This window comes from Arthrobacter sp. 01T414 (assembly GCF_056398965.1).
The window spans coordinates 343,967-365,370 of the sequence record NZ_JBFTQK010000001.1 but is presented as its reverse complement, the minus strand read 5'-3'; the positions used below and the strand labels follow the sequence as shown (position 1 = coordinate 365,370).

Annotated in this window: 18 protein-coding genes and 1 tRNA gene; 6 read left to right on the top strand and 13 right to left on the bottom strand. The window is 70.0% G+C overall.

Annotated features, from left to right (window positions below; genetic code table 11):
• Positions 1 to 127: 127 nt before the first annotated feature.
• Positions 128 to 1,393, top strand: a complete 1,266-nt coding sequence (locus tag AC1DK9_RS01715) for a helix-turn-helix domain-containing protein (RefSeq protein WP_476862245.1) — start codon at positions 128 to 130, stop codon at positions 1,391 to 1,393.
• A 39-nt stretch (positions 1,394 to 1,432) separates the two neighbouring features.
• Here the strand turns inward: AC1DK9_RS01715 and AC1DK9_RS01710 are convergent, their stop codons facing one another.
• Both AC1DK9_RS01710 and purD read right to left on the bottom strand, forming a co-directional pair.
• Positions 1,433 to 2,380, bottom strand: a complete 948-nt coding sequence (locus tag AC1DK9_RS01710; RefSeq protein ID WP_476862244.1) for a phosphoribosylaminoimidazolesuccinocarboxamide synthase — start codon at positions 2,378 to 2,380, stop codon at positions 1,433 to 1,435.
• A 2-nt stretch (positions 2,381 to 2,382) separates the two neighbouring features.
• Positions 2,383 to 3,711: a phosphoribosylamine--glycine ligase gene (gene purD / locus AC1DK9_RS01705; RefSeq protein ID WP_476862243.1), complete on the bottom strand. Its 1,329-nt coding sequence runs from the start codon at positions 3,709 to 3,711 to the stop codon at positions 2,383 to 2,385.
• Between the two features lie 180 nt (positions 3,712 to 3,891).
• Between purD and AC1DK9_RS01700 the strand changes: the two genes are divergently transcribed.
• The 3 genes from AC1DK9_RS01700 to AC1DK9_RS01690 are packed head-to-tail and all read left to right on the top strand — an operon-like array spanning position 3,892 to position 7,015.
• On the top strand, positions 3,892 to 5,505 hold the full coding sequence (locus AC1DK9_RS01700; RefSeq protein WP_476862242.1) for a molybdopterin-dependent oxidoreductase: 1,614 nt from the start codon (positions 3,892 to 3,894) through the stop codon (positions 5,503 to 5,505).
• Positions 5,506 to 5,563: 58 nt separating this feature from the next.
• Positions 5,564 to 6,580, top strand: a complete 1,017-nt coding sequence (locus tag AC1DK9_RS01695) for an asparaginase (protein WP_476862241.1) — start codon at positions 5,564 to 5,566, stop codon at positions 6,578 to 6,580.
• Positions 6,581 to 6,583: 3 nt separating this feature from the next.
• Positions 6,584 to 7,015, top strand: a complete 432-nt coding sequence (locus AC1DK9_RS01690) for a sterol carrier family protein (protein WP_476862240.1) — start codon at positions 6,584 to 6,586, stop codon at positions 7,013 to 7,015.
• A gap of 51 nt (positions 7,016 to 7,066) precedes the next feature.
• On the opposite strand, the gene AC1DK9_RS01685 is transcribed toward AC1DK9_RS01690, so the two are convergent.
• On the bottom strand, positions 7,067 to 7,828 hold the full coding sequence (locus AC1DK9_RS01685) for an SDR family oxidoreductase (RefSeq protein WP_476914815.1): 762 nt from the start codon (positions 7,826 to 7,828) through the stop codon (positions 7,067 to 7,069).
• Positions 7,829 to 7,975: 147 nt separating this feature from the next.
• On the opposite strand from AC1DK9_RS01685, the gene AC1DK9_RS01680 reads away from it, so the two are divergent.
• Positions 7,976 to 8,932, top strand: a complete 957-nt coding sequence (locus AC1DK9_RS01680; protein ID WP_476862238.1) for a CHAD domain-containing protein — start codon at positions 7,976 to 7,978, stop codon at positions 8,930 to 8,932.
• A 95-nt stretch (positions 8,933 to 9,027) separates the two neighbouring features.
• Here AC1DK9_RS01680 and selB read toward each other — a convergent pair whose 3' ends face one another.
• From selB to AC1DK9_RS01665, 3 genes are all read right to left on the bottom strand, one after another.
• Complete coding sequence (gene selB, locus AC1DK9_RS01675; RefSeq protein WP_476862237.1) at positions 9,028 to 10,824, bottom strand: selenocysteine-specific translation elongation factor; 1,797 nt, start codon at positions 10,822 to 10,824, stop codon at positions 9,028 to 9,030.
• 3 nt (positions 10,825 to 10,827) lie between these two features.
• Entirely contained in the window at positions 10,828 to 12,159 is a 1,332-nt protein-coding gene (selA, locus tag AC1DK9_RS01670; protein ID WP_476862236.1) for an L-seryl-tRNA(Sec) selenium transferase, read from the bottom strand.
• A gap of 35 nt (positions 12,160 to 12,194) precedes the next feature.
• Positions 12,195 to 12,289, bottom strand: a tRNA-Sec gene (locus AC1DK9_RS01665).
• Positions 12,290 to 12,383: 94 nt separating this feature from the next.
• Between AC1DK9_RS01665 and selD the strand changes: the two genes are divergently transcribed.
• The gene (selD, locus tag AC1DK9_RS01660) at positions 12,384 to 13,355 is read left to right on the top strand and encodes a selenide, water dikinase SelD (protein ID WP_476862623.1); all 972 of its coding nucleotides are present in this window, start codon (positions 12,384 to 12,386) and stop codon (positions 13,353 to 13,355) included.
• 65 nt (positions 13,356 to 13,420) lie between these two features.
• On the opposite strand, the gene nrfD is transcribed toward selD, so the two are convergent.
• From nrfD to AC1DK9_RS01625, 7 genes are all read right to left on the bottom strand, one after another.
• Positions 13,421 to 14,512 carry an NrfD/PsrC family molybdoenzyme membrane anchor subunit gene (gene nrfD / locus AC1DK9_RS01655; protein WP_476914814.1) on the bottom strand — a complete coding sequence of 364 codons (1,092 nt, stop codon included), beginning with the start codon at positions 14,510 to 14,512 and terminating at the stop codon, positions 13,421 to 13,423.
• Positions 14,509 to 15,513 (bottom strand): 4Fe-4S dicluster domain-containing protein, encoded by a 1,005-nt coding sequence (locus AC1DK9_RS01650; protein WP_476862234.1) that lies wholly within the window; start codon positions 15,511 to 15,513, stop codon positions 14,509 to 14,511. The genes nrfD and AC1DK9_RS01650 overlap by 4 nt, the downstream gene beginning before the upstream one ends.
• A 100-nt stretch (positions 15,514 to 15,613) precedes the next feature.
• Positions 15,614 to 18,922 (bottom strand): formate dehydrogenase, encoded by a 3,309-nt coding sequence (gene fdh / locus AC1DK9_RS01645; protein ID WP_476862233.1) that lies wholly within the window; start codon positions 18,920 to 18,922, stop codon positions 15,614 to 15,616.
• Between the two features lie 132 nt (positions 18,923 to 19,054).
• Complete coding sequence (locus AC1DK9_RS01640; RefSeq protein WP_476862232.1) at positions 19,055 to 20,230, bottom strand: zinc-dependent alcohol dehydrogenase; 1,176 nt, start codon at positions 20,228 to 20,230, stop codon at positions 19,055 to 19,057.
• A 70-nt stretch (positions 20,231 to 20,300) separates the two neighbouring features.
• Positions 20,301 to 20,780: an HAD family hydrolase gene (locus AC1DK9_RS01635; RefSeq protein ID WP_476862231.1), complete on the bottom strand. Its 480-nt coding sequence runs from the start codon at positions 20,778 to 20,780 to the stop codon at positions 20,301 to 20,303.
• The gene (locus AC1DK9_RS01630) at positions 20,777 to 21,016 is read right to left on the bottom strand and encodes an HAD family hydrolase (RefSeq protein WP_476862230.1); all 240 of its coding nucleotides are present in this window, start codon (positions 21,014 to 21,016) and stop codon (positions 20,777 to 20,779) included. The genes AC1DK9_RS01635 and AC1DK9_RS01630 overlap by 4 nt, the downstream gene beginning before the upstream one ends.
• Positions 21,003 to 21,305, bottom strand: coding sequence for a YegP family protein (locus AC1DK9_RS01625; RefSeq protein WP_476862229.1), 303 nt, complete (start codon positions 21,303 to 21,305; stop codon positions 21,003 to 21,005). The genes AC1DK9_RS01630 and AC1DK9_RS01625 overlap by 14 nt, the downstream gene beginning before the upstream one ends.
• Between the last annotated feature and the right edge of the window lie 99 nt (positions 21,306 to 21,404).

Here is a 21,404-nt window from a genome sequence, read left to right as displayed (position 1 = left end):
GAGTCGGAAATACGATTCGGAAAGTTACAAAGCCAGCACCAGCCCTTGTTGACATACATTGTAAAATTACTTGCACAGAGACTGTCAAGCATTTAGTACATCGACTGTCCGGAATTAGGAGGAACCCGTGGGGAACGGATTCGGGGAGAAACTCCGAGCTGAACGGCTGGAGCGCGGCCTCACCCAGGCGGAGCTGGGCAAGGACCTTTTCTCACCCAGCTACATCTCGCTGCTTGAGACTGGCCGCCGTGAACCGACCGCGGATGTTATCGAAGAGCTCGCCCGCCGGCTGGAGCTGGCGCCCAAGGCTTTGGAGGCCTGGAGCCAGCCGGTGTCGGTCAGCGACGCCGAATACGTGCTCGCGGGGCTGTACGCGCGACAGGCCTGGGATCTGCGCGATTATCCGCTGGCCGCCAGCCACGCCGCCACTGCCGCCCAGATCGCGCTGGAGGGAAAAAACACCAGCGCCTGGTGGAACATGACCTACATGCAGGCGGAGTGCCTCATGAAACAGGGGCAGTTGAAGGAGTGCCAGAACTTGGTGCAGCGGCTGCTGGACCACCCCATGGCCGCCGAATCGGCCGGCCTGGGGGTGCGTGCCCGGCAGATGCTGGCCGCCGTGTGCCACGGCCAGGGCCAGCTGGCAGTCGCCGTCGAGCACGCCCAGGAAGCGGTCCGGCTCTGCGCCCAGCTCCCCAAGGGCTCCACGTTGATCATTGGCGCGCTCCGCGCCCTGATCGGTGCCCTCGCCGAAAGCGGCCGGCTCGACGAAGCCTGGCAGTACTGCCAGGAGATGAACGAGCAGATGGATGGGCAGTCCATCTCCCAGCTGGCCGGCGAGGTCGCCTGGGTGATCGGGAACGTGGCGTTCATGCGGCACGACTACGCCGAGGGCATCAAGTACCACGAGAAGGCTGCCACGCTGCTCTCGCCGGCAAGCGACATCGACCTCTGGGCCAGGTTCAACAAGGCCTCCGCCGCCGTGCGCCTGTCCTCCGGGATCGTCGAACCGGAAACCCTGTCCTCGATCGAACGCGCCGAACTGGCCCTCTCGATCGTCGGCGGCAACAAGACTGACCGGCTTGAGGTGGCCTTCATCCGGGCCCGCTGGCTCTACCTCACCGGGGACATCGTCGGCGCGGTTCAGAAGCTGCGCGAGATCCACGCCGAACGGGACGCGCTGGCCAAGCACGTCGCCGGCGAGGTGGCCCTACTGCTCGGCAAGGCGCTCAAAGCAGCCGGCGAGTCCGATGAAGCCCTCGTCTACCTGGAGGAAGCGCAGAAAGACTTCAGCGCCGCCGGGGCCTCGGACCGGGTCCAGCAGGCCATGGACGCGGTGCTGGAAATCCGGCTGGCCAAGCGCCGCGCCGAAGCCGCCGCCGCGGGCAGCTAGGCGACCCGGCAGCTAGGCGACCCGGCCGCAAGGCAGCGCTTAGGCGAAGGTCCTGCCGGTGAGCAACTCGTACGCCTCCACGTAGCGGCTGCGGGTGCGGGCGACGACGTCGGCCGGCAGCGCCGGCGGCGGGGTGTCGGAGGACTTGTCCCAGCCCGATTCCGCCGAGGTCAGCCAGTCGCGCACGTATTGCTTGTCGTAAGACGGCTGCGCCTTGCCCGGCTCGTAGGTGGCGGCATCCCAGAACCGCGAGGAGTCCGGCGTCAGGACCTCGTCGGCGAGGGTGATGACTCCGGTCGCGGCGTCGATGCCGAACTCCACCTTGGTGTCCGCCAGGATGATGCCCCGGCCGCGGGCGATCTCCTCCGCTTTGGTGTAGATCTCCAAAGTCAGCTCGCGGAGCCGGGCGGCGACGTCCTCGCCCACCAGGTCGACGACGGCGTCGTAGGTGATGTTCTCGTCGTGCTCCCCCACCTCGGCCTTCGCTGACGGGGTGAAGATGGCCTCGGCGAGCCGTGACCCGTCCACCAGGCCGCCCGGCAGCGGGATGCTGCACACGGTGCCGGACTGCCGGTATTCGACCAGCCCGGATCCGGTCAGGTACCCACGGGCGATGCATTCCACCGGGAACATGTCGAGCTTCTTGCAGATCATGGCGCGGCCTTCGACCGCGGCTGGGACACCGGCGTCGACCGTGGACGCGAGCACATGGTGCTCCACGCCCAGCTGTTCGAACCACCACAGGCTCAACTGGGTGAGGATACGGCCCTTGTCCGGGATCTCGCTGGCGAGGACATGGTCGTAGGCGCTGATGCGGTCGCTGGCAACCACCAGGACGCACTCGTGGCCGACGCGCTCGGTGATGGACTCGTCCGCCGGGATATAGAGGTCGCGAACTTTACCGGAGTAGACGTGCGTCCAGCCGGGAAGGTCCAGCGCCTCGGTCTCCAGGCCGCCGGCGGGTTTGGCGGATTCGGTGGTGTTCATGCTCAAGCCTTCGCTTTCCCGGCAGCGGCGGCCGCGACAGCCGAAGCTGCGCCGGGCGCCGTCACCTTGATTTCGCCGCGCGCGGCCTTGCCGCCGATGTCGGTGCGGAACTGGCCGCCGTCGAGCTGGACGAGTTCGACGCCGTCGTACGCCCGTTCGCGGGCCTCCACGAGGTCCGTCCCGAGCGCAACCACCGCGAGGACGCGGCCGCCCGCGGAGACAACCTTGCCCTCGTCGTCGAGCTTGGTGCCGGCGTGGATGACGTGCACGCCCTCAATGGCCTCGACCTTCTTGAGCCCGCGGATCCGGTCACCGGTGCGGGGCGTGCCGGGATAGTTTTCGGCGGCGACGACGACGGCGACCGCCGACTCCTTGGACCAGCGCAGCGGCTGGACCTTGTCCAGTTCCCCCTTCGCGGCAGCCATCAGCAGGCCCCCGAGCGGGGTCTTGAGCCGGGCCAGGACAGCCTGGGTTTCCGGGTCGCCGAAGCGGACGTTGAATTCGATGACGCGGGTGCCGCGCGAGGTCAGGGCGAGGCCGACGAAAAGCACGCCGACGAACGGTGTGCCGCGGTGGGCCATCTGGTTGACGGTGGGCTGCGCCACCCGGTCGATGACCTCCTGGACGAGGCCTTCGGGGGCCCAGTCCAGCGGCGTGTAGGCGCCCATGCCGCCGGTGTTGGGACCCTCGTCGTTGTCGAAGATCCGCTTGAAATCCTGCGCGGGGGAAAGCGCCACCGTGGTGCTGCCGTCGCAGAGCACGAACACGGAGACCTCGGGGCCGTCGAGGAATTCCTCGATCACCACGGTCCCGCCGGCGTCGAAGCAGCTCTGCGCGTGCGCCAGCGCCTCGTCCCGGTTGCGGGTGACGACGACGCCCTTGCCGGCGGCCAGCCCGTCATCCTTCACAACGTAGGGGGCTCCGAAGGTGTCGAGGGCGTCGGCGGCTTCCTCGGCGTTGGAGGCTACGCGAGCCATCGCGGTGGGGACGCCGGCCTCGGCCATGACCTCCTTGGCGAAGGCCTTGGAGGCTTCAAGCTGGGCGGCGGCCTTGCTGGGGCCGAAGACCGGGATGCCTGCGGCGCGGACCGCATCGGAGACCCCCGCGGCCAGTGGTGCTTCCGGTCCGACCACCACGAGGTCGACGGCGAGCTTGGTGGCCAGCGCGGCGACGGCGTCGGGATCGTTCGCGTCGATGGCGTGCGTGGGGACCAGCTTGCTGATACCGGCGTTGCCCGGGGCCCCGTGCACCTCGGAAACGTTGGGGTCGGCGAGCAAGGATCGGACAATGGCGTGTTCGCGGCCGCCGGGGCCGATGACAAGTACCTTCACAGTTCCCAAGGGTACTTTGTGGACCCTGCAGGCTCCTAAGCTGTGACCGTCGCCGGGCATGCCCAGTCCACGCCGCGAGCGCCGGACATGCCCACTCCCCGCCGCAGGCGCCGGACATGTCCGCTCTTCGGCTCTCGGGACAATCCGCGGGCCCTCCCGCTCCGAACATCCTGTATGAACATGCCCAGCACCCCGAAGCCCGGCACCACCCGCCAGCCCAGGAAGCGGCCAGCGCTGCTGTCCGGGCCCACCGCGCTCGCCGCGCTGGCCGGGGTGGTTTCGGCCGCCGTCGTGCTGGCCGTCGCGGAACTGATCGGCGCCTTCTTCACGGCGCGGGCGACGCCGCTGATCGCCCTGGGCTCGACCTTCATTGACTTCACCCCGCCGTGGATGAAGGACTTCGCCATCGCCACCTTCGGCACGAATGACAAGGCCGCCCTGTTCGTGGGGATGGGCCTGACCATCCTGCTGCTGGCCTGCGTGCTGGGCATCGTAGCCTTCCGCAAGTGGGCCCTGGGCGTGGCCGGCGTGCTGCTCATGGGCGCGGTGATCGTAGCCAGCGTGGTGACGCGGGCCAGCGTGAAGCCCCTGGATGCCATCCCGTCGCTGATCGGCACCGTGGCCGGCCTGGTGGTGCTTCGGTTCCTGATCGGCAAGCTCTGGCGGACCCGGGAATGGCCGGAGGTGGCCTCCGACCGGGGCGCCAAGGAGCCGGACCGCCCCGCCACAAGCCGCCGCGCCTTCTTCACCGCCAGCGGCATCACCGCGGTGGCCGCCGCAGCTGCCGCCACCGGCGGCCGGCTCCTGAGCGCCGCCCGCAGCAACGTCGCCCAGGCCCGGGAAGCCCTGAAACTCCCGGCCCCGGCGAAGGCCGCCGCCGCCGTCCCCGCCGGCGTCCAGTCCAAGGCTCCCGGCGTCACCCCGTGGCTCACCCCGAACAAGGATTTCTACCGGATCGACACCGCGCTCAGCGTGCCGGAAATCGACGCGCAGTCCTGGGAACTGCGCATCCACGGCCTCGTGGAGCAGGAGGTCCGGCTCAGCTTCCAGGACCTGCTGGATGCCCAGCTGATCGAATCCCACGTCTCGCTGACCTGCGTCTCCAACCCGGTGGGCGGCAACCTGGCCGGCAACGCCAAATGGCTGGGCATGCCCATCCGGGATGTGCTCAAGATGGCCCGGCCCAAGGACGGCGCGGACATGGTGCTCTCCACCTCCGTCGACGGCTTCAGCGCCTCCACCCCGCTGGAGGTCCTGCAGGACGACCGGGACGCGATGCTGGCGATCGGCATGAACGGTGAGGCCCTTCCGCTGGAGCACGGCTACCCGGTGCGCATGGTGGTTCCCGGGCTGTACGGCTTCGTCTCGGCCACCAAGTGGGTCGTGGACCTGGAAGTGACCCGCTTTGCGGACAACAAGGCCTACTGGACGGAGCGCGGCTGGTCCGAGCGCGGTCCGATCAAGACCATGGCCCGGGTGGAGGTCCCCAAGTCCTTCGCCAAGGTCCGCGCCGGAAAGGTCGCGATCGGCGGCACCGCCTGGGCGCAGACCCGCGGCATCACCAAGGTGGAGGTGCAGATCGACAACGGCCCATGGACCGAAGCCGTCCTCGCGGCGGAGGCCTCCGTGGTGACCTGGCGGCAGTGGTCCTTCGAGTGGGATGCCACCCCGGGACCGCACTACATCAAGGCCCGCGCCACCGACGGAACCGGCGAAGTCCAGACGGACAAGCGCGCCGATCCCGTGCCCGACGGCGCCTCCGGCTGGCAGTCCGTCATGGTCACCGTGGAGTAACTCGGCTGAGCCCGTGGAGTAACCGGGCTGAGGCCGCCACGCACCATAGACTTGCAGCATGCCTTTGAACTCGCATGCCACCTTCACTGTTGAGTCCGCCGTCGAACTGGCAGTCGTTGAACGCAGCGGCTTCATCGAATCCCGCCACATCGGTTCCGCCGTCGTGATGGCCGCGGACGGCAACGTCGTCACCGAACTGGGCGACATCACCACACCGATTTTCGCGCGGTCCACGCTCAAGCCGTTCCAGGCCCTGGCCTCCATGCAGTCGGGCGTCCCGCTGCGCGGCGCGCAGGTGGCGATTGCCTGCGGCAGCCACGTCGGTTCCCTCGACCACATGGATGTGGTGGAGGGCATGCTCAAAGCCGCGGGAGTGAAGGAAGACCAGCTCCAGTGCCCCGCCGCGTGGCCCGAGGACGAGACCGCCCGGACCTGGCTGGTCCAGACCGAACGCGGGAAGTCCCGACTGGCCTTCAACTGTTCCGGGAAGCACGCCGCGTTCCTGTGGGCGTGCACCGAGAACGGCTGGGACACGCACAGCTACCTTGAGCCCAACCACCCGCTGCAGCAGCGCATCCGGTCCGTGATCGAGGAATACTGCGGCGAGAAAATCGCGCACCTCGGCATCGACGGCTGTGGCGCACCGGTGGCCGCCGTGTCGCTCACCGGCCTGGCCCGCGCCTTCTCGAGGCTTGCCAAGGCTCCCGGAGACAACAACTCCAACGCCCGCGCCGCCACGATCGCCACCTCCATGCTGGACTACCCGTGGGCCGTGCAGGGCCGGGGGCAGGCCAACACGATCGTCATGGACGAGCTCGGGATCATCGCCAAGATCGGCGCCGAGGGCGTGCTGGTCATGGCCACCCCGCAGGGGGTCTCGGTGGCGTTGAAAGTCCTGGACGGCAACATCCGCGCGACGACGCTGGTGGGGCTGACCCTGCTCGCCGCCGCCGGCGCCGTCGAGATCCCGGAGGTCTCCAGCGTGCTGGAGAAGGTCGTCGAACCGGTGCTGGGAGGCGGCCGTCCGGTCGGCAAGATCCGCCTCGGCCACGCCGTCTCGGCGCTGCTGGACTAGGCCGTGGCAGTCTCACGGCGCCGGATCCCGGTGGACGAGGGCCGCGCGGCCTTGGCCTCCTGGCGGGACGCCACCGCACCGGCACCCGACGTCGCACCCGATGTCGCAGGGAACGCAGCGGCGGACCCCGTTGCCGGCTCAGCGGGTCCGGTGTCCCGCAGCACGCTCGCGACGGCGGTGCGCTACTCCCTCGAGGAAGTCACCGCCCGGGCACCCGGCAATTCGGTGGAGGTCCGCGTCCCGCCGTTCGGGGTCACGCAGTGCGTCGAGGGTCCGCGGCACACCCGTGGCACTCCCCCGAACGTCATCGAATGCGACGCCGCCACCTGGCTCGCGATGGTCACCGGCCGGTTGAGCTGGGCGGACGCCGTCGACTCCGGCCGGGTGGCCGCCTCGGGGCTCCGGGCCGACCTGTCCGCACTGCTGCCGCTCTAGGTCAGTCCAGCCAGCGCAGTCCAGTTCCGGGGCGACTCCCGCGCCTAAGATTCAGCCGCGCCCGATGAATGGCATCCCCGCGGCGGTGATGACGAGGGATCCCACACTCGCGGAGGCGGGCATTCCGGCCATCAGCAGCACGGCGCGGGCCGCGTCCTCAACCGGAAACGTCGGCTCCGGCCTGCGGCTGCCATCGGCCTGGAGCGCGCCGTCGTCCACGCCGATCTCGTCCATCAGCCCGGTGGCGGCGTTGCCGATGTCGATCTGGCCGCAGCTGATGCCGAAGCCGCGGCCGTCGAGGTCAATGCTCTTGGTCAGGCCGGTGACCGCGTGCTTGGTGACCGTGTAGGCGACGGTGCGCGGCCTGGGTGAGTGCGCCGCGATCGAGCCGTTGTTGATGATCCGGCCGCCCTGCGGCGATTGCGCCTTCATCGCCCGGACCGCGGCGGCGGTGCACAGCATGGAGCCGGTCAGGTTCACGGCCACCGTGGCATTCCAATCCTCGACGCTGACCTCATCCACCGAGGCCTCGGGACCGAACACGCCGGCGTTGTTGAACAGCACGTCCACCCGGCCCCACTGCTCGAGGGCGACGGCGAAGAGCCGTTCGACGTCGGCCGGGCGGGTAACGTCGCAAGGGAACGCGAGCGCCTGCGCGTGGCCGGCCCCGGTCGCCAGGAGCGGCTCCTCCCGCCGGCCGGCCAGCACGACCCGGTAGCCTTCGGCCAGCATGAGCCGGGCCACCGCCCGCCCGATCCCGGAACCCGCTCCGGTCACGACCGCGACCCGGCCAAGGTGGTGCTGGTGCGTCATGTGGGGCTCCTGGGGTGGCGTGGCGGTTCCGGTCCCGGACAGCCTATGCCGAGATGACACTTCGCGGCAGTGCCGGAGACAAACATTGCCGTGATCTGTCATCTCGCGGCCCACGTCAGGGTCTTGCACCACGAAGTAGAGTGAAGCGTGGCAACCACCGCGGGCGAGGCCTTGCTGGCTTACCTGGACCAGCAGCTCGCTGAACTGCGCCAGCACGCCCCAGGAGTCCGGGAGAGACAGCCGGAAGCGGTCCACCAGATGCGTGTCGCGGCCCGCCGCCTCCGCTCCCTGCTGGCCTCGGGTCGGCCGTTGTTCGACGACGGCGCCGTGGAACCGCTACGGGACGAACTGCGCTGGCTCTCGGGACTGCTGGGCACGGCCCGCGATCCGGGAGTGGTCCGCGAGAGGCTGGCGACCCTGCTCGCCCAGGAGCCCGAAGCGCTCCGCGGGATTTCCGGACCGCACGGCCCGGCCGCCACCCGGATCGACGAGGAGCTCGATGCCTTGGCCGCGGCGGGATTCGTCACGGTCCTCGAGGCGCTCAGAAACGAGCGCTATGCCCAGCTGCTGGCGGATCTGGAACGATTCGTCACCGACGCTGCGCTGTCACCCACGGCCGCCGGCGCTCCCAGGGCGAGGTTCGGCAAGCTCGTGACCAAGGACCGGCGGCGGTTACAGCGCGCCGTCACAGCGCTTCCAGCAAGGGCAGGCGACGCCGGCGCCCGGGATGCGGGCCTGCACGAGGTCCGCAAAGCGGCGAAGCGGCTGCGCTACTCCGCCGAACTGGCCGCCTCACTACCCAAACGCACCGGGAAGAAGCACGCAAGCAAGAAGCGGCGCCGGACCGCCAAACGGACAGCGAAGTCCGCGCGGACAATCCAGCAGTTACTGGGCCTGCACCAGGACAGCGTGGTGGCACGGCAGCGGCTGGAGGAGCTGGCCCGCCGGGCCCAGGACAGCGGGGAGAACGCCTTCACCTACGGACGGTTGCACGCAAAGGAGGAGGCCCTGGCGGCCGCCACCGAGCGGGACTTCCTGGACTTCTGGGATTCGTCGTCCCGGCCTGCGCTGGGCGGGTTGAGGACAAAACAGCCGCCCAGCTAGCGGCCCATCAGGCGCGGCCCGCCGCCCGGGGAAACGCGGCACGGACTGCGCGGCACGGACTGCGCGGCCGGTCGTACAGGATTAGCGCCCGCGGGTTAGCGCACTACGGTGCGGTGGCCGGCATCCAAACGCCGGGTCCAACCGCGCGAGTCAAGATGCTCCAGCAGTGGAACCGCGATGCGGCGGGTGGTGTCGAGCGCCTGACGCGCCTGGCTCGTGGTGAACGGCTGCTCAAGGCGGGCCAGCGCACGCATGGCAACGGCCGGCGCCGAAGGTAGCAGCACCACCCCGTCGCGCAACCGCAGCAGGCGGCCCGCCCGTTCGGCGGCAGCCAGCTCCCGGGCGCCCAAGCCCAGCGCGGTCAGGTCGTCGGCTTCCGGGGCGTGGAACGGGGCCGCGGAAAGCCGGCGCTCCAGCTCAGCGACGGCGGGCTCGGCGGCGCCGAGGTCGTCGCGGCTACCGGGCACCCGGATGTGTCCGGCGTCGGCCTCCAGCGTCGCGCCGTCGATCACGTGCGGCAGCAGCCGTTCGTCCGGCAGGCTCAGCAGGCCGGCCGCGGCCCCCATGGAGAGACCGGGGGCCAACGGGTCCCGTTGCCGCAGCTCCTCGACGGCAGTCCGCAACCGCTGCTGCCACGCCTCGAGGACGGGAGCGTGCACCCACCAGTCCCCCATGACATGGATGTCGTCGAATCCTGCGGGGTCCTGACCGGTCAGCAGCCCCAGCCGCCTCAGGTGGTCCTCCCGGACCGCACCGCGGGCCGCTACCGCCCCGGCGAGGTCGCCTGTGGGGTCCATCGCGGCGAGCCGCCGCGCCCACTTGGCCCCGTCGCCGCGGCGCACCAATTCGGGCGGGTCGGCGTCGAGGATGCGGGCGCCGCCCAGGACGGAGTGCCGCCCCGGATCCCGCAGCACCAGCCGGTCCCCCAGCACCAGGGGCAGGGCCCGGTCGAGGACCAGACGGGCAAGGTCGGCACCGAAGGGGCGCAGCCGGGCTGGCACCGCGGCGGTTCCCACGTGCACCATGATGTTCTCCGGCACCTCCGTGTACTCCAGGCCCGAGGCTCGTTGGATGCCGACGACGGCGGTGGTGGGCCAGGCGTCCGGAGTCACCAGCACGTCGCCCCGGTGGATCTCGGCGGGGCCGACGTCGCGGAGGTTCAGGGCCACCCGGCTCACCGGTTCCACGGAGGTCCGCGCGATGTCGCAGCTTTGCAGCGCGCGGATGGCCACCGGCCGCTCGGTGGCATCCCCCAGCAGCATCAGCCGGTCGCCGCGCGCCAGGGTTCCGGCGGCGAGGGTTCCTGTCACCACGGTCCCGGAGCCGGTGATGGTGAAGGACCGGTCCACCCAGAGCCGCACTCGGCCGGTGAGGATTGGCGCCGGCACCCCGGCGAGGACGTCGTCGAGCGCGGCGCGCAGCTCGTCCAGCCCGGTGCCGTCAATGGCGGAGACGGCGACGGCGGGAGCGTCACGCAGGCCTGTTCCGGCCAGCTCGGCGCGGGTCCTGGCCAGGACCTCGGCGCGCCGCTGCTCCGTGGCCCGGTCGGAGCGGCTCAGGACGATCACTCCGTGCTCGATGCCGAGGGCCACGACGGCGTCCCGGTGGTCACTGGACTGTGCCTGCCAGCCCTCGTCGGCTGCGACCACGAAACAAACTACGGGCGCCGGGCCGATACCGGCGAGCATGTTCCCGAGGAACCGCTCGTGTCCCGGCACGTCGACGAAGGCCACGTCGCGGCCGGAGGGCAGCGCAGTCCACGCATAGCCCAGGTCGATGGTCAGTCCGCGGCGGCGTTCCTCTTCCCACCGGTCCGGTTCCATCCCCGTGAGGGCGCGGACCAAGGTGCTCTTGCCGGAATCAACGTGCCCGGCCGTGGCGATGACGTGCATAATTCAGGCTGCGCCCCCGGCATCGGCCGCCGCAAATCGTGACTGGGCTTGGCGGACTGCGTCGAGGATCCGGTCGTCGTCCGCGGCGGGCACGCAGCGAAGGTCGATCAGGCAGGCGCCGTCGTGCACGCGCGGAAGCACGGCCGGGCTGCCGGTACGCAGCGGCCCGGCGAGCCGCTCCGGCAGCCGCAGGGCCCAACCCGGCAGGGGCACGCCGGGGGCGCCGCCGCCGCCGACCCTGCCGTCGTGGGCCACGACCGGGACGCCGAGGGCCGCGGCGAGCCTGTCGGTGCGCCGGCGCAGCTCCCCGACGTCGGCGTGCAGGGCCTGGGACACGGGCGTGGCCCCGCCGGTGAGGGTGGCTTCGAGGGCGGCGAGGGCGAGTTTGTCGGCACGGACCGCCCGGGCCAGGGGATGGCGGGCCAGCCTGTCGATGATGTCCTTGCGGCCCAGCAGCAGGCCCGCCTGGGGCCCGCCCAGCAGCTTGTCGCCGCTGGCGATGACGACGTCGGCTCCGGCCAGCAGCGCGGAGGTCACGTCCGGCTCGTCCGGCAGCAGCGGGTCGTGCGTCAATAGTCCGCTGCCGAGGTCGGCCACCAGGGGCACGCCGCCGGACACGGTGAGCCGGCTCAGTTCGGTCAGCGGCACGGCGGAGGTGAATCCGTCGACCCGGAAATTGCTGGGGTGCACCTTGAGCACGCACCCCGTCTGCGGTCCCAGGGCGTCCGCGTAGTCGGCCAGGTGCGTCCGGTTCGTGGTGCCGACCTCCCGGAGCACCGCGCCGGTGGACTCCATCAGGTCCGTAAGGCGGAAGCCGGCGCCGATCTCGACCAGTTCGCCGCGGCTCAGGACCACGTCCTTGCCGGCCGCCAGGGCGGTGGTCGCCAGAACGAGTGCGGCCGCTCCGTTGTTGACCACCAGCGCGGCCTCCGCCGCGGGGCAGGCAGCAAGCAGGGCCGCCCGGGCGCCCGCTCCCCTGCTGGAGCGGCTGCCGTCCCGAAGGTCGAGTTCGACGTCGACGTAGCCGCTGGCGGCGACGAGGGCTTCCTTGGCGGCGTCCGAGAGCGGCGCGCGCCCGAGGTTGGTGTGGACAATGACGCCGGTGGCATTGAGCACCGGCCGCAGGGTGGTTGCCCGGCGGCCGTTCACCGCCGCCGTCAGCGTCGTTTCCACCAGGGCGGGGGCCAGTTCGCCGCGCCGGGCCCGGTCCTGGACGTCCCGGACCAGCTCGCGGATGACGTGGCCGCCGAGCCGCCCGGCGGCTTCCCGGACGGAGGGCAGGGCAAGCAGGTCGTTCGTCCGCGGAATGAATCGCCGGGGGTCGATCTGGTCCACGGTCCTCCTCGGCCGGCGGCAGTGACGCCTGAAGTTGGCGGTGGCGGACGGGAATCGAACCCGCCAGGCCGAGATGCTCGGCCGCACCGGTTTTGAAGACCGGGGGGCCCACCAGGACCCGGACGCCACCGCGCCTCAATATAGCAGGGTTGCCTTGGGGGTACGCTGGGCGGGTGACCGAGGCCCAGACACCCACCCGGAAGCCGGAGGAGAGCGCCGCGCCCATCCGGCTCACAGGCTTTGCCCACGGCGGAGGATGCGCCTGCAAAATCCCCCCGGGCGAACTCGAGGACGCCGTCCGCGGCCTGATCGGGCACCCCGGGCCGGAGGTGCTCGTCGGACTGGACAGCGGCGACGACGCCTCCGCCGTCCTGGTCCGCGAGGATCTGGCGGTGCTGACCACGGCCGACTTCTTCACTCCCGTGGTCGATGACGCGTACGACTGGGGCCGCATCGCCGCGGCCAACGCCCTCTCCGACATCTACGCCATGGGCGGCCGGCCCGTGACGGCCATCAACCTGCTCGGCTGGCCGCGTGGCGTGCTGCCGATGGAACTCATGACAGAGGTGCTCCGCGGCGGCCTGAGCGTCGCCGCCGAGGCGGGCTGCCCGGTGCTGGGCGGCCACTCCATCGACGATCCGGAGCCCAAATACGGCATGGCCGTCACCGGCGTCGCCCACCCCGATCGGTTGCTGCGCAACGACGCCGCCGAGCCCGGACTGCCCATCACGCTGACCAAGCCCATCGGCGTCGGGTTGCTCAACAACCGCCACAAGCAGACCGGCGAGGTCTTCGCCGAAGCGATCGAGACGATGGCGCGGCTCAACCGCGACGCCTCCGACGCCGCCCTAACCGCCGGGGTCAAGGCGGCCACCGACGTCACCGGCTTCGGCTTGCTGGGACACCTCTACAAGATGGTCCGCGCCTCCGGGATCGGCGCCGTCATTGACCTGCAGTCCGTCCCCCTGGTGGACGGCGCCCGGGCGGCGCTCCGCGACGGATTCGTCTCCGGCGGCACCAAGCGCAACCTCGACTGGGTGCGCGCCCACCTCGACGCCGACACCGGGATCACGGAGGATGACCTGCTGCTGCTGGCGGACGCGCAAACCTCCGGCGGCCTGCTCGTGGTGGGCGAGGTGCCCGGCTACCCGGTGATCGGCCATACGACGGCGGGCCAGGGCATCCGGATCCGCTAGACCCGGCGCGCCGACGGCCCGAGCAGGGCTGACTGCCCGGGCCCGGATCGTCAGCTGCCGGCGCGTCAGCTGCCGGTGGTGATGGCGTCGCCGGTAATGCCGGCGGCACGCCGCGCCGCCAGGCGCCGCTTCTGCGGTTCGATCGTGTAGCGGGGATCCTTGGCCGAGGCGAGCCCGGCCTCGAACACGCCGAAGCGGGTGAGTGCCGAGCCTGCCAGCAACGCCAGTCCCGACGCCGCCGCGACCGCCCGGTTCCGGCCTCCGAGCAGGGTGCCCAGTCCGCCGGCCAGGACAAGCCGCTCGCTCCACTTCAGCATGGTGCCGGCTTTGCCTTGGTGCAGGGGCTCCGCGGCCACCGGATCCATCCGCCGTTCCATGATCTTCATCGCCACCACGTCCCCGACCACGCCGAGCAGCGCGAGGTTCCGAGCGGGTCCGGCCTCGCGGACCGGGGTTGTCACCATCGCGAGCCCCGCGGAGGCCAGGCTGGCGGAGCTGACGAACACGAACGGCAGTTCCCCGTGCATCTCGTTCCAGGTCGGCGTCGCGGTGTCGCCCAGCAGGACGGCCGTGTAGGCCGCCAGCGGTCCCGCGAAGACGGCGGCTTCGAGGCCGGCCGGGCCTTCGACGGCGCGGAGCACGCCCCGCAGCGGTCCCAGCGGCAGCCGTTCGCCGCTCATCCGGTCGATCTCCGCGACGGCGGCCACGCCGGCTCCCGCGCTAAACGCGCTCAGGATCCACGAGCCGACGCTCATCGGCGAGGTCACCTTGAAGGTGCGCAGCATGTTCAGGAAGCGCTCCGGGCGTCCGAGGTCCTTGACCAGGGCGCCAGCGCCGAGGCCGACGGCGCCGAGGGCACCGAGCCGGGCGTTCCGGCGCAGCAGCGGCCGTCCGCTCAACTGGCCGCCGGCTGCCAGCAGCGCAGAGCCCCCGGCAACACCGCCGAGGAAGAGGTATGCGGCGACGTCGTCGCCCCAGGGGGCCGGCTTGACCACCGGACGGCCGTAGTACGAGGTGAATTCAGGTTCCGGCACCATGGGCACTTCCCGGGAGCCGTCACCGTTTTCCCTGCGCCGGCCGGTGCCGCGTTTACCGCCCTCCCGCCGGCGTCGGGCAGGCTCGGTGGGCCGGAAGCTGTCGAATTCCGAGAGCGTCACTCGCGTCCTCCCAGGAACGCCACCGCGGCGGCGACGGCCATGCCGGCTACCGCCATGCCGGCCCGCCGGTACATCTTCGGCAGGTCCGCCGTGGGCACCCGCGGGTCCGGCGGGAGGCCGTAGACCTCGGGTTCATCCAGCAGCAGGAAGACAGAACCGGTTCCGCCGACGCCGTCGTTCTCGTTCGCGCCGTACAGCCGGGCCTCGGTCATGCCCTGGGCGTGCAGGGTGGCAACCCGTTCCTTGGCGGTCTCCACCATGTCGTCGTGGTCGCCGAACTTGATGGACGTCGTCGGGCAGGCCTTGGCGCACGCGGGCGTCTCGTCGGCCACCAGCCGGTCGTAACACAGGGTGCACTTCTGGGCGACGCCCGCGTTGGGGACGTCGGCATGCTTGGCGTGCTGTTCCTCCCTGCTGGCGGCAACCTTCACGGTGCCGTTGCTGCGGCGCTCGATCACGCCGAACGGACACCCGGCCACGCAGGTTCCGCAGCCGTTGCAGACGTCGTCCTGGACAACGACGGTGCCGAACTCGGTGCGGAACAACGCTCCGGTGGGGCAGACGTCGAGGCATCCGGCGTGCGTGCAGTGCTTGCAGACGTCAGAGGACATCAGCCAGCGGAAGTCCGCCGTGTCCGGCGGGGTGGTATCGGCGTCAGCGAGGTCCGCCACGCTGGGTGGGGCCGGCGGACCGATGCGCGGCATGCCAAGGCTGACCAGGGCACGGCCTGATTCCCGGGCCTCAGCAATGCGCTCCTGGCCCTGTTCGATGAAGGCGACATGCCGCCAGGTGCTGGCACCCAGCGACCCGGTGTTGTCATAGGAGGACCCGAGCAGTTCGAGGTTTCCGTCCTGCGGGTTGTGGTTCCACTCCTTGCAGGCAACTTCGCAGGCCTTGCAGCCGATGCAAATCGATGTGTCGGTGAAGAACCCCTTGCGCGGATGGTTGTGCTCCCAGTGGGCATCGGCGGTGGGGTCGGTCGGTCCGGTCAGCTGGCCCATTCGGTCCTCCAAAGTCGGGTCGGTGTCCGGGCGGCGGCGATGTGCCGCCACCCGGACCGGGCAAGATGTGCTGCGCTCGGGGCAGCTGGCGGGGCGGGGATCACGGCGTCTGCCCGCCCGGATGTTCGCCCTCGGCGGCCGGATGGGTCACCGTGCTGTTACTGGTCTCCACCGTGAGCCCGGCCCGCGCCTGGTACTCGGCGACGAGCGCCAGCAGCTCCGGTCCCCGCGGCCTGCGCCCAGGGCGGATGTCACAGGAGGCCACCTTCGATTCCTGGATCTGGACGTTGGGGTCGAGGGTCACGCCCAGCAGGTCGTTGGCAGCGTCGCCACTGACGACGGCGCTGTTCCCGACGCCCCAGTGATAGGGCAGCCCGATCTGGTGCACGGTGTGGCCACCCACGGTCAGCGGCGTCATCCGCTCCGTGACCAGCACCTTCGCCTCGATGGCCGAGCGCGCCGAGATGATGGTGGCCCAGCCGTACGGCTCCAGTCCGCGCTCGGCGGCCAGTTCCGGCGAGACCTCGCAGAACATCTCCGGCTGCAGCTCGGACAGGTACGGCAGCCATCGGCTCATGCCCCCGGCCGTGTGGTGCTCGGTGAGCCGGTACGTGGTGAACACGAACGGGTAGACGTCAGCGCCAGGGTCGCCTGCGCTGGGCGCGCTGAGGTTGTCCTTCCGGGGGTACTTCAGGCGCGCCGGGCTCTGCTGCTGCGGGTACAGCCCGTTGGCCACTGGCGACTCCTGCGCCTCGTAGTGGGTCGGCAACGGACCGTCCACGAGTCCCTTCGGCGCGAACAGCCAGCCCTTGCCGTCAGACTGCATGATGAACGGATCGTCGCCGCTGAGCGCGGCCGGACCGCCCACCGACGGGTCGGGCTTGCTGCCGGGGGCGAGGGTCGGCGGGAAGTCCGGGACGTCGTCGCCCACCCACTTGCCCTGCTCCTCGTCCCACCAGATGTATTTCTTGCGTTCGCTCCACGGCTTGCCGTCCGGATCGGCGGAGGCCCGGTTGTACAGGATCCGCCGGTTGGCCGGCCACGCCCAGCCCCACTCGGGGGCCGCGGGGCCCTGCTCCTGGCCCGGCTTCCGGTTGGCTGCCTGGTTGACGCCGTCGGCGTAGACGCCGGTGTAGATCCAGCAGCCCGCCGTCGTGGAGCCGTCGGCGCGGAGTTCGGTGTAGGCGGAGAGGGGCTTGCCCGCGTCGGGGCCGGTCAGGTGACGGCCGTTGATTTCGGCAAGCACCGACTCGGGGTCCGGATCGCCGTGGTCGTCAGTGGGGTAGTCCCACGTCAGGTCCAGCAGCGGCCGATCCCGTTCGTCCTGGGAACCGGCAAGCCTCTGCCGGATCCGGTGCCCCAGTTCGTAGAAGAACTGGAGTTCGCTCTGGCACTCGCCCGGCGGGGCCACGGCCTGGTGGCGCCACTGCAGCAGCCGCTGGGTCTGGGTAAAGGACCCGGCCTTCTCCACGTGCGTTGCCGCCGGCAGGAAAAAGACCTCGGTCTCAATGTCCTCGGTGCGGAGCTCCCCGGATTCGATTTCCGGGCCGTCCTTCCACCAGGTCGCCGATTCGATCATGTTCAGGTCGCGGACCACCAGCCACTTCAGGTGGGACATGCCCAGGCGTTGCATCCGGCCGTGGGCCGAGCCGACCGCAGGGTTCTGGCCAAGCAGGAAGTAGCCTTCCACCTCGTCCCGGAGCATGCTCATGACGGTCTCGTAGGTCCCGTGGGCACCGGTCAGGCGGGGCAGGTAGTCGTACGCCCAGTCGTTGTCCGCGGTCGCCGCGTCACCCCACCAGGCCTTGAGCAGGCTGATGGTGTACGCGTCGGCGTCGGCCCAGAATCCCTTCTGGTTTTTCGAGGCGTTCGCCTTGAGGTACTCCTCCAGGGTGTCGTGCCGGCCGGCGCTGGGCATCGGCAGGTAGCCGGGCAGCAGGTTGAACAGCGTGGGAATGTCGGTAGAGCCCTGGATGCTGGCATGGCCGCGCAGGGCCATGATTCCGCCGCCGGGGCGTCCCACGTTCCCCAGCAGCAGCTGAAGGATGGCGGCGGCGCGGATGAACTGCGCTCCCAGGGAGTGCTGGGTCCAGCCCACGGCATAGGCGAAGCAGGTGGTCCGGTCGCGGCCGGAGTTCTCCGTGAGGGCCTTCGCCAGATAGGCAAAATCCGCTTCGCTGATGCCGCACATGTCGCGCACCATCTCCGGGGTGTAGCGGGCGTAGTGCCGCTTCACGATCTGGAAGACGGTCCGGGGGTTCTGGAGCGTGTCGTCCCGCAGCACCTCGGCGTGCTCGAGGGGCGGGCCGCCGCTGCCGAAGGTATCACCGGAGGCCCGGGCGCCGGCCTCTGCGCCGTGCTCAGGACCGGCCGGTTCGCCGATGGAGCCTTCCTCGGCCTCCTCGTAGGCCCAGGACGAGTTGTCGTAGGCGCCCTTCTCCGGATCGAACCCGGAGAACAGGCCGCCCAGGTCCTCGGCGTCGCGGTAATCCTCGTGGACCAGCGTGGCCGCGTTGGTGTACGCGGTCACGTACTCCTTGAACCACAGGTCATTGGCGATGACGTAGTTGATGAGGGCACCAAGGAGCACGACGTCGGATCCGGCCCGGATCGGCAAGTGCTTGTCAGCGACCGCCGAGGTGCGCGTGAACCGGGGGTCGATGTGGATGACCTTGGCTCCGCGCGCCTTGGCCTCCGCCACCCACTGGAATCCGACCGGATGGCACTCGGCCATGTTGGATCCCTGAATGATGATGCAGTCGGCGTTGGCCATGTCCTGCAGTGATTGCGTTGCACCACCGCGTCCAAACGAGGCTCCCAAACTGGGAACCGTGGCGGAGTGTCATATACGGGCTTGGTTCTCCGTCTGTACCGCCCCGGCGGCGGTGAAGAGCTTCTTGATCAGGTAGTTCTCTTCGTTGTCCAGGGTGGCCCCGCCCAACGAGGCGATACCCATGGTGCGCCGCAGCAGGCGGCCTTCGTCGTCTTCCTGCTGCCAGGTCCTGCGCCGGCTTTCGATGAACCGGTCGGCGATCATGTCGACGGCGGTGGAAAGGTCCAGCCGTTGCCATTCCTTGGCGCGCGGGGCACGGTACAGGACCTTGGTCTGCCGGCCCGGCGAGTTAACCAGCTGTTCGCTGGCGGAGCCCTTGGGGCACAGCCGGCCGCGCGAAATGGGCGAATCGGGGTCGCCCTCGATCTGGACAACCTTCTCGTCCTTGACGTAGACGCGCTGTCCGCAGCCGACCGCGCAGTAAGGGCAGACGCTCTGCACGACGCGGTCCGCCGTGGCGGTGCGCGGCGCGATCGCCTGGGTCTTGGCCGAGGTCACGGCGGGCCCGCGCCCCAGCAAATCGCCGGTGCTCAGCTGCCGGATAACCGGCCATTGAAGAAAACTTCGCGGTGCCATTTCAGGAGCATATCCCAATCCAGGAACGAGTGACAGGACAGGTTTTCGGCATATCCGCCCGCGTTCCTACGTGTTTTCAAGGGCAGTCTCGCTGCCGGTCGGCCCCCGGAGGACAGACCGGCAGCGGCACCGCTACGGCTTCAGGACAACCTTGATGCAGCCGTCCTGCTTCTTCTGGAACTTTTCATACATGGCCGGGGCTTCGTCCAGGCTGGCCTGGTGCGTCACGAGGTCCATAACCCCCAGCGGGTCGGCGTCGGCTTCGACCAGCGGCAGCAGGTCCTCGGTCCACCGCCGCACGTTGCACTGGCCCATCCGCAACTGGATCTGCTTGTCGAACATGTGCATCAGAGGCATCGGGGTCGCGCTGCCGCCGTAGACTCCGCTCAGCGAGACGGTGCCGCCCCGGCGGACCGCATCCAGCGCCGTGTGCAGGGCGGACACCCGGTCCACTCCGACGGTCTCGAAGGCCTTCTGTGCCAGCTTGTCCGGCAACAGCCCGGCCGCGTGCTGGGCGAAGGCAGCCACGGGCGAATCATGGGCCTCCATGCCGACCGCGTCCACGACCGAGTCGGCGCCGCGGCCCTGGGTCATCGAGCGCAGCTCATCGGCCACGCCCTTGGAGTAGTCAAGGGTCTCGACGCCGTGCCGTTCCGCCATCGCGCGGCGCTCCGGCACGGGATCGACACCAATGACGCGCAGGCCGAAGTGTTTGCCGATCCGCGAGGCGAACTGTCCCACGGGTCCCAGGCCCAGCACCGCGAGGGTGCCGCCGTCGGGTACGTCCGCGTACTTCACGCCCTGCCAGGCCGTGGGCAGGATATCCGAGAGGAAGAGGTAGCGCTCGTCCGGGAGTTCCGATCCCACCTTGATGGGGCCGTAGTCGGCGTGCGGGACCCGCAGGTATTCCGCCTGGCCGCCCGGCACGGAGCCGTACAGCTCGGAGAAGCCGAAGAGTGAGGCGCCGGAACCCTTCTCCTTGACCTGGGTCGTTTCGCACTGGGACTGCAGGCCCTGGCGGCACATGAAGCAGTGGCCGCAGGAAATGTTGAACGGGATGACCACGCGGTCACCCTTGGCCAGGTTGGTGACGGCGCTGCCCACCTCCACGACGACGCCCATTGGCTCATGGCCGACGATGTCGCCTTTGTGCATGTAGGGGCCGAGGGTCTCGTAAAGGTGCAGGTCCGAGCCGCAAATAGCCGTCGAGGTGATGCGCACGATCGCGTCAGTGGGTTCCTGGAGCACCGGATCCGGAACTTCTTCCACGCTTACGGACCGTTTGCCCTGCCAAGTAAGTGCCTTCATGTGCTTGCCTTTCGGTTGCGGTCTGAGGGGAACAGTTGGGGAAGGGGGCSGGGGGTGCGGGCCGGGGGCGTCAGTTGCCCCGGACCCGCGCGGCCAGCTTGCCGATGGCGCTCCCGGCGAGGTTGTCCAGCAGCGCCCGCGGGCTTTCATAGACCTCCGCGGCGCCGGCTGCAAGGAGTTCAGCCTCGCTGGTGCCCCCGCAGGTGAGGCCGATCGCCGGGATGTCCAGCTTTCCGGCGGCGTAAATATCCCAGACGGCGTCCCCCACGTAAACGGCGTTGCCGGCGGGTACGTCGACGGCTTTGAGCGCCGCGGCCAGGATGTCCGGCGCGGGCTTGCTTTCCTTCGCGTCCGCGGAGCTGGTGGCGGCGTGGATGTAGGCATCGGCGTCGATGGTGGCGCGGAGAATTTCGAGGTCCCGGTCCCGGGCGGAAGAGGCGAGCGCGACGGCGAGGCCCGACTCGAAGCACTGCGCCAGCAGCTCCCGCGCACCGTCGAGCCGGCGCAGCGAGGGCCAGAAAGTAGAGAAGACGGCGGCATGGGAGGTCATGATGTCCGCGTCGCCGTCCGGATCGCGGTTTCCGGCAGCAGACGGTCGAGGATCCGGTCCCCGCCCATCCCCACCGAGCGGTGGATGCTGGCCATCGGGACGTCATAGCCCGCCTGCCGGAAGGCCTGCCACCACGCGAGCGTGTGGATATAGGACGAGTCGACCAGCGTCCCGTCGACGTCGAACAGGACCGCGGCCTGGCGCTCCCTGGCGGGCTGGTTGTCAGTGGTGGGCACGGGTACGCTTCGTGGCCGCCAGGGTGCCGCCGGAGAGCGAGGAGCCGCGTCCGGCGCCCCCGCCGGTCCGCCGCTTGGCCAGGGAGGCCATGACGGCCGACTGGCTGTCGCCGCTGCGGTCACGGATCAGGCCGGTGCCGGCGATCTCCCGCGCCTGGGCGATGCCGGCCACGGCCGCGCGCTTCGTGGGGAAGGTAACCGAGACGGCCATCAGGTCCCCGGCAGCGTCCACCATCCGAATCCGGTAGCCGCCGTCGGGCGCATCCACGAGCTCGAAATATCCAGCCATTGCATACTCCTTCAATCCTCCACCCCGCCTGGGGATATTAGTAAGTATACTTATCTAAGCTCTGGAGGAAAGTCCGGATCCGCCTCGGGGCCATGACCT